This is a genomic window from Streptomyces sp. LN549 (genome assembly GCF_043203805.1).
Taxonomy (GTDB): Bacteria; Actinomycetota; Actinomycetes; order Streptomycetales; family Streptomycetaceae; genus Streptomyces.
This window is the reverse complement of the sequence record NZ_JAZHRI010000002.1, coordinates 2187841-2200235: the sequence shown is the minus strand read 5'-3', so window position 1 is coordinate 2200235 and position 12395 is coordinate 2187841. Positions and strand designations below refer to the sequence as shown.

At 71.4% G+C, this 12395-nt stretch carries 12 protein-coding genes; 11 read left to right on the top strand and 1 reads right to left on the bottom strand.

Features of this window, described 5'->3' with window-relative positions:
* The first annotated feature begins 21 nt into the window (after positions 1–21).
* The 10 genes from SH922_RS09695 to SH922_RS09650 all read left to right on the top strand — a co-directional run bounded on the left by SH922_RS09695 (position 22) and on the right by SH922_RS09650 (position 8859).
* Positions 22–996 (top strand): VOC family protein, encoded by a 975-nt coding sequence (locus SH922_RS09695; RefSeq protein ID WP_393056958.1) that lies wholly within the window; start codon positions 22–24, stop codon positions 994–996.
* On the top strand, positions 993–1832 hold the full coding sequence (locus tag SH922_RS09690) for an aspartate dehydrogenase domain-containing protein (protein ID WP_393056956.1): 840 nt from the start codon (positions 993–995) through the stop codon (positions 1830–1832). Before SH922_RS09695 ends, SH922_RS09690 begins: the two co-directional genes overlap by 4 nt.
* Entirely contained in the window at positions 1829–2629 is an 801-nt protein-coding gene (locus SH922_RS09685; RefSeq protein ID WP_393056954.1) for an alpha/beta fold hydrolase, read from the top strand. Before SH922_RS09690 ends, SH922_RS09685 begins: the two co-directional genes overlap by 4 nt.
* Before the next feature lie 47 nt (positions 2630–2676).
* Positions 2677–3198, top strand: a complete 522-nt coding sequence (locus SH922_RS09680; RefSeq protein WP_389134295.1) for a cupin domain-containing protein — start codon at positions 2677–2679, stop codon at positions 3196–3198.
* Positions 3198–3956 (top strand): SDR family NAD(P)-dependent oxidoreductase, encoded by a 759-nt coding sequence (locus tag SH922_RS09675; protein ID WP_393056951.1) that lies wholly within the window; start codon positions 3198–3200, stop codon positions 3954–3956. Before SH922_RS09680 ends, SH922_RS09675 begins: the two co-directional genes overlap by 1 nt.
* 128 nt (positions 3957–4084) lie before the next feature.
* Positions 4085–4870, top strand: coding sequence for an SDR family oxidoreductase (locus SH922_RS09670; protein WP_393056949.1), 786 nt, complete (start codon positions 4085–4087; stop codon positions 4868–4870).
* Positions 4871–4903: 33 nt separating this feature from the next.
* Positions 4904–6574 (top strand): thiamine pyrophosphate-binding protein, encoded by a 1671-nt coding sequence (locus SH922_RS09665; protein ID WP_393056947.1) that lies wholly within the window; start codon positions 4904–4906, stop codon positions 6572–6574.
* The gene (locus SH922_RS09660) at positions 6571–7533 is read left to right on the top strand and encodes a PDR/VanB family oxidoreductase (RefSeq protein ID WP_393056945.1); all 963 of its coding nucleotides are present in this window, start codon (positions 6571–6573) and stop codon (positions 7531–7533) included. The genes SH922_RS09665 and SH922_RS09660 overlap by 4 nt, the downstream gene beginning before the upstream one ends.
* 23 nt (positions 7534–7556) lie before the next feature.
* The gene (locus SH922_RS09655; protein WP_393056943.1) at positions 7557–7787 is read left to right on the top strand and encodes a recombinase-like helix-turn-helix domain-containing protein; all 231 of its coding nucleotides are present in this window, start codon (positions 7557–7559) and stop codon (positions 7785–7787) included.
* A 7-nt stretch (positions 7788–7794) separates the two neighbouring features.
* Positions 7795–8859: a Rieske 2Fe-2S domain-containing protein gene (locus SH922_RS09650; RefSeq protein WP_393056941.1), complete on the top strand. Its 1065-nt coding sequence runs from the start codon at positions 7795–7797 to the stop codon at positions 8857–8859.
* A gap of 181 nt (positions 8860–9040) precedes the next feature.
* On the opposite strand, the gene SH922_RS09645 is transcribed toward SH922_RS09650, so the two are convergent.
* Positions 9041–9532: a MarR family winged helix-turn-helix transcriptional regulator gene (locus tag SH922_RS09645; protein WP_393056939.1), complete on the bottom strand. Its 492-nt coding sequence runs from the start codon at positions 9530–9532 to the stop codon at positions 9041–9043.
* A gap of 220 nt (positions 9533–9752) precedes the next feature.
* Between SH922_RS09645 and pepN the strand changes: the two genes are divergently transcribed.
* Entirely contained in the window at positions 9753–12287 is a 2535-nt protein-coding gene (gene pepN, locus SH922_RS09640; RefSeq protein ID WP_393056937.1) for an aminopeptidase N, read from the top strand.
* The last annotated feature ends 108 nt before the right edge of the window (positions 12288–12395 follow it).

Genomic DNA, 12395 nt, shown 5'->3' with positions numbered 1-12395 from the left:
GAAGAGAAGCGGGAGAACCCCATGACCCACCAGAACCTCCACACCCGCCCCGCGGTACCGAGGGAACCCGTCGCCCGGCTGCGCGCCCTGCGCTCCGTCGAGCTGCACACCCCCGCCTTCACCGAATCCGCCGACTTCTACGCCGAGGTCTGGGGCCTGGAGCCCGTCGAACGCGAAGCGGACGCCACCTGGCTGCGCGGCACCGGCGAGGAACACCACGTCCTCCACCTCGCCCGCGGCGAGCAGAACGGCCTCGGCCGCATCACCTTCGCCGTCGCCACCCCCGCCGAGATCGACGAGGCCGCCCGCCGGCTCCTCGCCCGGTCCATCGTCCCCGTCGCAGGCCCCGGCCCCCTCGACCAGGTCGGCGGCGGTTACGGACTCCGCTTCACCGACCCCGAGGGCCGGCTGATCGAACTCAGCGCCCAGACCCACGCCGTCACCCCCCGCGGCCGGGACGCCGCCGTCCCCGTCGGCGTCACCCACACCGTCCTCAACACCACCGACATCGACGCCGCCGTCGCCTTCTACACCTCGGTCCTCGGCCTGCGCGTCTCCGACTGGTCCGAGCACCAGATGGCGTTCCTGCGCTGCAACGCCGACCACCACTGCATCGCGTTCAACCAGGCCGAGTGGACCTCCCTCAACCACGTCGCCTACGAGATGACGTCCGTCGACCACTTCATGCGCGGCCTCGGCCGCCTCCGCCACCACGGCATCAACCCCCAGTGGGGACCCGGCCGGCACGGCCCCGGCAACAACACCTTCTCGTACTTCACCGACCCCGCCGGACTCGTCTGCGAATACACCTCCGAGGTCGCCCAGATCATCGAGGACGCCTGGATCGCCAAGGTCTGGCGCCGCACCCCCGACCTCTCCGACCTGTGGGGAACCGCCGGTCCGCCCTCACCCGGCATCCGCTGCCACATGGCCGGCACCCCCGACCCCGGCCCCCTCGCCACCACCGCCGACACCACCGAAGAGGTGACCGCATGACCGCCACCCTCACCCCCCGGCCGGACACCATCGCCCGTCCCGCCCGCCCCGTGCGCCGCATCGGCCTCGTCGGCTGGGGAGCCATCGGACGCGTCGTCGGCACCGCACTCGCCGAAGGCCACATCCCCGGCGCCGAACTCACCTGCATCATCGACAACCGCCCCCTCGTCGACGCCCCCGCACCCCAGCTCTCCTTCGAGGACGCCCTCGCCGTCTGCGACCTCATCGTCGAAGCAGCGGGCCAGGCAGTCGTACGGGAATGGGCCGAGCGCGTCCTCGACAGCGGCGCCGACCTGCTGATCGCCTCCACCGGCGCCCTCGTCGACCCCGACCTCACCGACCGGCTGCGCGCCGCCGGACCCGGACGCGTCTACTTCACCGGCGGAGCCGTCGGCGGACTCGACCTCCTCCAGGCCGTCCGCGGACTCGGCCCCCTCACCTCCGTCACCCTCACCACCACCAAACTTCCCGGCACCCTCCACCAGCCGTGGATGGACGCCGAGCTCACCGAGCGGCTGCGCACCACCACCGAACCCGTCGAAGTGATGCGCGGCACCGCCATCGACGTCCCGGTGAAGTTCCCCAAGTCGACCAACGTCGCCGCATCCGTCGCCCTCGCCACCGGCGACCCCGCCCTCGTCGAGGTCATCGTCGTCGCCGACCCGGCCGCCACCCTCACCCGGCACGTCATCGAAGCGGCCGGCCCGCACGGCACGTACCGCTTCGAGGTCGCCCACCGGCCCGACGAAGCCAACCCCGCCACCAGCCAGGTCGTCCCGCACGCCGTGCTCCGCAGCCTCGGCGCCGTCGTCGGCCGGGCAGGACAGATCCTGTGACCGCCGCCCTCGCCACCGGGGCCGTCCACACCCGCGAAGCCGGCGACCCCGACGCCCCGCTCCTGCTCTGCCTCCACGGCATCGGCTCCTCCTCCGCCGCCTTCACCCCCCAACTCGACGGGCTCGCGGACCAGGTACGCGTCGTGGCCTGGGACGCCCCCGGCTACGCGGACTCCGCAGACCCCGCCCACGCCCCCGGCCTCGACGGCTACGCCGACACCGCCGCCGCCCTCATCCGCGAACACGGCGCCCCCGCCCACGTCCTCGGCGTCTCCTGGGGCGGAGTCATCGCACTGCGCCTCGCCACCCGCCACCCGGACCTCGTCGCCTCCCTGATCGTCGCCGACTCCAGCCGCGGCTCCGGCATCCACCCCGACAAGGCACGCGCCATGCGCGAACGCGCCGGACAACTCGCCGACCAGGGACCCGAAGCCTTCGCCGCCACTCGCGGACCACGCCTCGTCTCCGCCGGCGCACCCCCCGAACTCGTCGAACGAGTCGTCGCCACCATGGCCGCCTCCGTCCGCACCCCCGGCTATGGATACGCCGCCGCATCCATGGCCGAGGCCGACCTCACCGACGACCTGCCCGCCATCACCGCACCGGCCCTCGTCCTGTGCGGCGAACAGGACACCGTCACCGGCACCGACGAGTCACAGGCCATCGCCGGCGGACTCGGCAAATCCGTCTACGTCACCCTCTCCGGCGCCGGACACCTCTCCAACCAGGAACGCCCCGAGGCCTTCAACGCCTGGGTCCGCGCCCACCTCCACGTCGTCGCCCGCGTACCCGCGTGACGACGAGACCCCACCCCCGCCCCCACCAACAAACCAAGGAGCATCTCGTGCCCATCGACAACACCCCGTACGAGACCGACGGCGACCTCGCGAAGTTCACCGACTCCCTCATCGCCACCAAGGACTCCCGCGAGCCCGACTGGAACACCCTCTCCTTCCAGGAGAAGGCCGGCGCCCAGTACCGCCGCGCCCAGATCCGCTACGTCGGCTCCGGCGCCACCGGCAACCACGAGAACGACAACCGCATCCTGCCCTCCGGCGGCTTCACCCTCTCCAACATGCTGCTCCCGCCGGGCGCCGAAGGCCCCGAGCACACCCACCACGACGTCGAGGAGGCCTTCTTCGTCCTGGAGGGCCAGGTCAAGGTCGGCATCCACCGCGGCGCCGACGAGGCCGAGTACCGCACCCTCGGCTACCGCGACATGATCGTCGTCCCCGCCGGCGTGGCCCGCTCGCTGAAGAACGAGGGCGACACCGACGCCCTGTTCTGCGTCATCATCGGCACGCAGAAGCCGCAGGTCCCCACCTACCCCGAGCACTCGCCGATGCACGGCATCACCCGCGACTGATGGCCACCGACGACACCCCCCGTACGGTCGTCGTCACCGGCGCCGGCCGCGGCCTGGGACTGGCCGCGGCCCGCCGGATCGGCAACGACGGCCACCGCGTCGTCATCGCCGAACTCGACGAGACCACCGGCACACAGGCCGCCGAGGAACTGCGCGCCGAGGGCATCACCGCGGACTACCACCCGCTCGACGTCGCCGACCCGGACTCCGTCGACGCGCTGGCCGCCACCCTCACCGGTGACGGAACCCGGCTGTACGGACTGGTCAACAACGCCGGACTCGCCAACGCGGTGGGCGGCAAACCCTTCCACGAGATCGACGTCGAAGCCTGGGACCGCATCATGGCGGTCAACGCCCGCGGCCCCTGGCTCGTCGCCCGCGCCCTCCTCCCCCTCATGCGGGAACACGGCAGCGGACGCATCGTCAACCTCGCCTCGGACGCCGCCCTGTACGGCTCACCCCGGCTCGCCCACTACATCGCCTCCAAGGGCGCCGTCATCTCCCTCACCCGGGCCATGGCACGCGAGACCGGCGACTTCGGCATCACCGTCAACGCCGTCGCCCCCGGTCTCACCGAGGGGGAGTCCGCCGTCGACATCCCCGCCGAACGCCACGAGCTCTACCGCCTCAACCGGGCCATCTCCCGGCCCCAGCAGCCCGCCGACCTCGTCGGCCTCATCGCCTTCCTCATCGGCGACGAGTCCGGCTACATCACCGGCCAGACCTTCGCCGTCAACGGCGGCTTCACGATGAACTGAACGAATCAAGCCCGTCGAGGAGCCCCCTTGCCCTCAAGGCCATGGGGGAGATCGAGGACACCCCCGCACCGGGTCCCCGGTGCCCCCGCGGAGCGCCCCGCACACCCCACCCGAAAGGAGCCCGCCCCATGGACCTCCGCCTGAAAGACCGCCGCATCCTCGTCACCGGCGGCAGCTCCGGCGTCGGCCTCGCCACCGTCCGCATGCTGCTCGCCGAAGGCGCCCGCGTCGCCACCTGCGGCCGCCGCGCCGACGCCCTCACCACCGCCCTCGACGGACTCGCCGGCCCCGAAACGCTCTACCACGCCCCCTGCGACGTACGCGACGAAGCCGCCGTACAGGCCTTCACCGAGACCGCAGCCGACCACCTCGGCGGCCTCGACGGACTCGTCAACAACGCCGGCGCCTCCCGGATGAAACCCTTCGCCGAGACCACCGCCGACGACTGGCGCGACGAACTCGAACTCAAGTTCTTCGGCGTCCTCAACCCCCTCAACGCCGCCCTGCCCCACCTGCGCGCATCCGGCAACGCCTCCGTCGTCAACATCAACGCCGTCCTCGCCAAACAGCCCGAGACCGCACTGATGACCACCAGCGCCGCCCGCGCCGGCATCCTCAACCTCTCCACCTCCCTGTCCAAGGAACTCGCCCCCGACGGCATCCGCGTCAACTCCGTCTGCCTCGGCCTCGTCGACACCGGACAGTGGGAACGCCGCTACGCCGCCTCCGCCAGCCCCCTCGACTACCCCGCCTGGCAGGCCGAACTCGCCGCCGACCGCGGCATCGCCCTGGGCCGCCTCGGCAACGCCGACGAAGTCGCGTACGCCGTCACCGCACTCCTCTCACCCAGGGCCTCGTACATCACCGGCACCACCGTCGACGTCTGCGGCGGCGTCAACCGCGCCATCGCGTAACCCACATCCCCCACCCCTTCAGGAGCACCCGACATGAACCGACCCAACGGCGGCGACCTGCTCGTCGAGACGCTGCGCGAACTCGGCGTCGACACGGTGTTCGGCATCGTCAGCGTGCACAACCTGCCGCTCGTCGAAGCCGTCGACCGCGACCTGCGCTTCGTCCCCGTCCGCCACGAAGCCGCCGCAGTCAACGCCGCCGACGGCTACGCCCGCGCCACCGGCAACCTGGGCTGCGCCCTCACCAGCACCGGTACGGGAGCGGGCAACGCGGCCGGATCCCTCATCGAATCCCTCAGCTCCGGCACCCCCGTCCTCCACATCACCGGACAGATCGACAGCGAGTACCTCGGCTCCGGACGCGGCTTCATCCACGAGACCAAGGACCAGCTCGGCATGCTCCGCGCGGTCTCCACCCACGCCGTCACCGTCACCGACGCCGAAACCGCAGGCGACATCCTCCGCGACGCCGCGGCCCGCGCACTGACCGCCCCGCACGGCCCCGTCAGCGTCGAATGGCCCATCGACCTGCAGTTCGCCCCCCAGCAGCTCACCGGCACCCCCGTCCGGACGGCCACCGCCCCCGCACTGCCCGACCCGGCACTCCTCGACAGGGCCGCCGCCCTGCTGTCCGCCGCACGACGCCCCCTCGTCTGGGCGGGCGGCGGAGCCAACACCGCCCGCCCCGAACTCGCCGCGCTCCTGGACGCCCTGAACGCCGGACTCGTCACCTCCAACTCCGGCCGCGGCAGCGTCCCCGAGTCCGACGACCGCGTCCTCGGCAACTACGCCACCGCACCCGCAGGCCGCGCCCTGCTCGCCGAAGCCGACGTGCTGCTCTCCATCGGCACCCACTTCCGCTCCAACGAAACCGCCGACTACAGCCTCGAACTCCCCGCCGTCCACATCCAGCTCGACCTCGACCCGGCCGCCCCCGGCCGCGTCTACCCCGCCACCTGCGCCCTCCACGGCGACGCCGCCACCGTCCTCGCCGCACTCCTGGGACGCGTCACCAGCGGAGGTACGGAGCCGAGCTGGCCCGACCGCGTACGCAAGGCCCGCACCGACGCCCGCACCGCACAACGCCACGCCATCGGCCCCCAGGCCGCGATCAACGACGCCATCCGCGACGCCTGCCCGCCCGGATCCGTCATCGCCCGAGACGTCACCATCCCCTCCTCCACCTGGGGAAACCGGCTCCTGGAGATCACCGACCCGGCCACCAACGTCTTCCCCCGCGGCGGCGGCATCGGACAGGGCCTCGCCATGGGCATCGGCGCCGCACTCGGCCGCCCCGACACCCCCACCGTCGTCATCGCAGGCGACGGCGGCCTCGCCGTCCACCTCGGCGAACTCCTCACCCTCGCCCAGGAGAAGCCCGACCTCACCCTCCTCGTCTTCAACGACGGCGGCTACGGCGTCCTGCGGAACATGCAGGACAACCACTTCCCCCGCCGCTCCGGAGTCGACCTCACCACCCCCGACTTCGCCCTCCTGGCCGCCGCCGTCGGCCTCCCGTACGCGCGGATCGCCTCCGAAGCCGACGCCGGACCCGTCATCAAGGAAGCCATCGCCTCCGAGGGCCCCACCCTCGTCGAGATCGACCTCACCGCACTCGGCCCGATGAACACCCCGTTCACCCCGCCCGTCAAGCTCCCCGCCACCGCCACCGATACCTCTGGAGAAGGAGGCAACCCGTCATGACGCCAGCCGAGGAACCCCGGATCGACCTGCTCGTCCACCGCATGACCTGGGAGGCCGACGGTGTCCTGAGCATCGAACTCACCCACCCCGACGGAAACCCGCTGCCCGCCTGGCAGCCCGGCGCCCACATCGACGTACACACCGGCGGACACATCCGCCAGTACTCCCTGTGCTCCGACCCCGCCGACACCACCCACTGGCGCATCGGCATCCTCCGCGAACCCGCCTCCCGCGGCGGCTCCGCCCACATCCACACCCAGCTCCGCCCCGGCCAGACCCTCCACGTCCAGGGCCCCCGCAACCACTTCGAGCTCGACACCACGGGCGACGCCACCGGCTACCTCTTCATCGCAGGCGGCATCGGCATCACGCCGATCCTCGCCATGGCCCGCGAAGCAGCCCGCACCGGAACCCCGTGGCGACTCGTCCACGGCGGCCGCACCCGCACCTCCATGGCCTTCGGCGCAGAACTCACCGCACTGGCCCAACTCGATGGCGGATCCGTCGAGTTCGTCCCCCAGGACGAACACGGCCACATCGACCTCGACACCCTCCTCGGTGACCTGCCGCCCGGCACCCAGGTCTACTGCTGCGGCCCCGAACCCCTCCTCGCCGCCGTCGAGGAACGCTGCCCCGACGCCCGCACGGAACGCTTCGCCGCACCCACCGCCGCACCCCGCGACGGCGAGGACAGCAGCTTCGACATCGTCTGCTCACGCACCGGACGCACCATCGAAGTCGGCCCCTCCACCACCGCACTCGACGCACTGGAGAACGCCGGCATCCCCGTCACCTCCTCCTGCCGCGACGGCATCTGCGGCACCTGCGAGACCAAGGTCCTCGAAGGCACCCCCGACCACCGCGACTTCCTGCTCACCGAAACCGAACGCGAAGCCGGCGCCTCGATGATGCTCTGCGTCTCCCGCGCCCGCACCCCCCGCCTCGTACTCGACCTCTGAACCACCCCCCGAAGGGAGCCGACATGACCAGCCCGACCACCCCGCAGTACCTCAACCCGAACCAGGCACGCACGGCCGAGCCCACCCCGTACGAGAAGAAGCTCGCCGCAGTGATCGAGGAAGTCTTCGGCAGCGGAGCCCACGACCTGCCCGGCCTCGTCGCCGGACTCAACGCCCGCGACCTGCCCGCCCCCGACGGCAGTCAGTGGACCGAGGACACCTTCCGCAACGAGATGCGACGCCTGGGAGCGTGAGACGACCATGACCACCGACACCACCACCGTGCACCCGGGTACCCCCACCCGCCCCTCCGAAGTCGCCCGACCCGGCAACCGCACCGCCGACCGGCTCTTCAGCACCGGCATCCGCAACCAGTGGTACGCCGTCTGCCCCTCCGACTTCGTCCCCGCCGGCGGCATGAAGCGCCTCACCCTCCTCGGCGAGGAATGGCTCCTCTTCCGCCGCGCCGACGGCACCCTCCACATGCTCGAGGACCGCTGCCCCCACCGCGGCGCCCGCCTCTCCCTCGGCAAACACCTCGGCGACCGCATCGCCTGCTGGTACCACGGCGTCCAGGTCGACGGCACCGGCACCGTCGCCGCAGTCCCCGGACTGCCCGGCTGCAACCTGGAAGGCAAACAGCTCGTCGCCGCACCCCACGTCATCGAGACCGGCGGCGGCATCCTCGCCTACTTCGGCGACAACGAGCACCCCGAACCGTCACCACTCGTGCTGCCCGAACCCCTCACCGACCCCGACACGTCCGCGTTCCTCTGCTACGCCGAGTGGAACGTCAACTGGCGCTACGCGGTGGAGAACCTGCTCGACCCCATGCACGGCTCGTTCCTCCACCGCGACTCGCACAGCATGGCCGAGGGACAGACCACCGCACGCTTCCGCATCCGCGAGACCGAGCGCGGGTTCTTCTTCGAGAAGACCGACCAGAGCGGCGTCAACTTCGACTGGGTCGAGCTCTGCCGCACCGGCGTCGACTGGGTCGACCTCACCATCCCCTACCCGCCGACCGCCGGCCCCGGCGGACCCTTCGGCATCGTCGGCATGGCCACCCCCATCGACGAGGACCGCTGCGCCGTCTTCTTCTGGCGCTACCGCAAGGTGACGGACTGGCAGCGCGACACCTGGCGCTTCCTCTACAAGACACTCCTGGAGGACCGCCACTGGGACGTCCTCGAACAGGACCGCGTCATGCTGGAGGACCTGCGCACCGACGCCGACCAGGCGGAGAACCTCTACCAGCACGACCTCGGCGTGGTCCGGGTCCGCCGCATGTACCGCACAGAAGCGGAGGCCCAGGCGGCGGGCTGACCGCCACCCCTCCGAAGAGGTCCTCAATCGCCCGGACAACGCTTCCCGCCGGCACATCAAGGCCGGACACCGGCACATCAAAGCCGGAAACCGGCAATACCAAGCCCGTCCGGCGATTGAGGACACCTTCACACCGGGGTGCCGGCGCCCCCGCGGAGCGACCCCGCACCCCGCCCCGCCACTACTCGCCCGACTCCGCCGCCAGCACAGACCGCTCCAGCTTCTCCAACAGCCCCGCCAGCTGCGCGCACTCCGCAGGCGTCAGCCCCGCCAGCATCCGCCGCTCATTGTCCAGATGCTCCGAGAACAGCTCGTCGATCACCGACAGGCCCTCGTCCGTCAGCCGCGAGTGCACCACCCGGCGGTCCTGCGGATCCCGCTCCCGCCGGATCAGCCCGTCCTTCTCCAGCCGGTCGATCCGCAGCGTCACGCCCGCCGAACTGATCAGCCCGGAATCGGCCAGCTCACCCGCCGTACGCCGGAACGGCGCCCCCGCCCTGCGCAGCGCCGTCAGCACATCGAAGCCGGCCATCGACAGCCCCTTGCGCTCCACCGGACGCGAGATCGCCGCGCTGTACCGCAGGAACGCCCGATGCAGACGGCCGAAAACCTCCAGCGGAGCCGTATCCAGCTCAGGCCGCTCCCGCCGCCAGTCCGCCACGATCGACGCCACCGCATCCTGCCGCGGCGCGGACCCCGCGGACCCCGCAGCATCCCCGGAACCCCCGGCAACGCCGGAACTCGCGGAAGCCTGGTTCTTCGCCATCCCGGGCACTCCTCCGTGCAGGTAGAACGTCGTCAAGAATCTTAGCCCTCAAAGGACCGGGCCGGGCCCGTCAGCCCAGCGAGAACCCGCCTGCACACCGCCCACCGCATACGGCAGCATGGCTCCCATGTCCGTACTGATGCGCGATGAAGCGCAGGCCCGAGCCCAGTTCCTCGACGTACAGCGGTACACGATCGACCTCGATCTGACCGCGGGGGAGGAGACCTTCGACTCCCGAACCGTCATCCAGTTCACCGCCCTCGCCGACGGTGACACCTTCGTCGAGCTCAAGCCCGCCACCTTGCGCTCCATCAGCCTCGACGGGCACCCCCTGGACCCCGCGGACCTCACCGAGAACCGCTTCCCCCTCACCGGCCTCACCGCCGGCACCCACGAACTGCGCATCGACGCCGCCATGCGCTACTCCCGCACCGGCGAAGGCATGCACCGCTTCACCGACCCCACCGACGACGAGACCTACGTCTACACCCAGCTCTTCATGGAAGACGTCCAGCGCGTCTTCGCCGCGTTCGACCAGCCCGACCTCAAGTCCGTCTTCGCGCTCACCGTCACCGCTCCCGAAGGCTGGACCGTCCTCGGCAACGGGATCGCCCGGCACACCGGCGACGGCCGATGGACCATCGCTCCCACACCGCCCGTCTCCACCTACCTCGTCGCCGTCGCCGCAGGCCCCTGGCACTCCGTGACCACCGAACACGCCGGACTGCCCTTCGGTATCCACTGCCGCCGCTCCCTCGCGCCCCACCTCGACGCCGACGCCGACGAGATCCTCGACATCACCCGCGCCTGCTTCGACCGGTTCCACGAAAAGTTCGACGAGCCCTACCCCTTCGACTCCTACGACCAGGCCTTCGTCCCCGAATTCAACGCGGGCGCCATGGAGAACCCCGGCCTCGTCACCTTCCGCGACGAGTTCATCTACCGCTCCGCCGTCACCGACACCGAACGCCAGACCCGCGGCATGGTCATCGCCCACGAAATGGCCCACATGTGGTTCGGCGACCTCGTCACCCTCACCTGGTGGGACGACATCTGGCTCAACGAGTCCTTCGCCGAGTACATGGGCTACCAGACCCTCGCCGAAGCCACCCGCTTCACCGACACCTGGGTCGACTTCGGCGTCGCCCGCAAGGGCTGGGGATACGACGCCGACCAGCGCCCCTCCACCCACCCCGTCGCCCCCGACCCGGCCGCCGTCCCCGACACCGCGTCCGCGATGCTCAACTTCGACGGCATCTCCTACGCCAAGGGCGCCTCCGCCCTGCGCCAACTCGTCGCCTGGCTCGGCGAGAAGGACTTCCTGGCCGGCATCAACACCCACTTCGCCCGCCACAGGTTCGGCAACGCCACCCTCGCCGACTTCATCGACAACCTCGCCTCCGCCACCGACCGCGACGTCCACGCCTGGGCCGACCAGTGGCTGCGCACCACCGGAGTCGACACTCTCACCCCCCACCTCACCGAGACCGACACCACCTGGTCCCTCACCGTCGACCACCACGGCACCCGCCCCCACCGCATCACCGTCGGCACGTACGACCACACCATCGACACCCAGTCCGGTCCCGACCGGCTCGTCCTGCGCGACCGCTTCGACATCGGCATCCCCCAGGACAACGCCACCCACGACGGCCCCCACGAAGGCGACGCCACCACCACCCGCCCCGGCCGCCGCCCCGCCCTCGTCGTCCTCAACGACAACGACCTCACCTACGCCAAGATCCGGCTCGACCCCGACTCCTGGCACACCGTCCTGGACAGCCTCTCCGGCATTCCCGACGCCCTCACCCGCGCCGTCATCTGGAACGCCGCCCGCGACATGGTCCGCGACGGCGAACTCGCCCCCGCCACCTACCTCGAAGCCGCGCGCACCCACCTCCCGCACGAAACCGACCTGGCCCTCCTCCAAGGCGTCCTCGCCTTCGCCGACACCCAGGTCGCCGCACGCTACGTCACCGCCGAGGACCGCCCCGCCGCCCTCGCCACCCTCACCGCCCTCACCCGCGACCTCATCCGCCGCACCGAGGACGGCACCCACCCCGGCCTCCGCCTCACCGCCGTACGCCATTTCATCGACGCCGCCACCCAGCCCGACACCATCCACGGCTGGCTCACCGACGGCACCGTCCCCGGCGGCCCCGAACTCGACCCCGAGCTGCGCTGGCGCATCCTCACCCGCCTCGCCGTCCTCGGCGCCACCGACGAATCCGCCATCGCCGCCGAACTCGAAGCCGACCCCAGCGCCACCGGCCAGGAAGGCGCCGCCCGCTGCCGCGCCGCCCTGCCCACCGCCGAGGCCAAGGCCGCCGCCTGGCACGCCATGTTCACCGACGAGACCCTCTCCAACTACCTGTTCACCGCCACCGCCCAAGGCTTCTGGCAGCCCGAACAGACCGATCTCCTCACCGCCTACGTACCCCGCTACTACCCCGACGCCACCGCGCTCGCCGTCCGCCGCGGCCCCGCCATCGCCGAAGCCGCCGGGCGCTACGCCTTCCCCGCCTACGCCATCGACGCCGACAGCCTCCACCTCGGCGACCAGGCCCTCACCGACCAGGCCCTCATCCCCGCACTCCGCCGCAAACTCACCGACCAGATCGACGACCTGCGCCGCGCCCTCACCGTCCGCAACAACCACTGACCCAAACCCCGCACCGCCCGCACCACCCGTGCCCGGCCCGCCCTCACCCGAGGACAGGCCGGGCACACCCATATACGGACCCACAGCCGCACGCACCTCTACCACCCG

What these genes read in the sequence shown, in the direction of transcription:
- SH922_RS09655 (WP_393056943.1), top strand. Translation starts at nt 7,557, where the DNA reads ATGACCAGCCCGACCACCCCGCAGTACCTCAACCCGAACCAGGCACGC.
- SH922_RS09650 (WP_393056941.1), top strand. Translation starts at nt 7,795, where the DNA reads ATGACCACCGACACCACCACCGTGCACCCGGGTACCCCCACCCGCCCC.
- SH922_RS09660 (WP_393056945.1), top strand. Translation starts at nt 6,571, where the DNA reads ATGACGCCAGCCGAGGAACCCCGGATCGACCTGCTCGTCCACCGCATG.
- SH922_RS09670 (WP_393056949.1), top strand. Translation starts at nt 4,085, where the DNA reads ATGGACCTCCGCCTGAAAGACCGCCGCATCCTCGTCACCGGCGGCAGC.
- SH922_RS09675 (WP_393056951.1), top strand. Translation starts at nt 3,198, where the DNA reads ATGGCCACCGACGACACCCCCCGTACGGTCGTCGTCACCGGCGCCGGC.
- SH922_RS09695 (WP_393056958.1), top strand. Translation starts at nt 22, where the DNA reads ATGACCCACCAGAACCTCCACACCCGCCCCGCGGTACCGAGGGAACCC.
- pepN (WP_393056937.1), top strand. Translation starts at nt 9,753, where the DNA reads ATGTCCGTACTGATGCGCGATGAAGCGCAGGCCCGAGCCCAGTTCCTC.
- SH922_RS09690 (WP_393056956.1), top strand. Translation starts at nt 993, where the DNA reads ATGACCGCCACCCTCACCCCCCGGCCGGACACCATCGCCCGTCCCGCC.
- SH922_RS09665 (WP_393056947.1), top strand. Translation starts at nt 4,904, where the DNA reads ATGAACCGACCCAACGGCGGCGACCTGCTCGTCGAGACGCTGCGCGAA.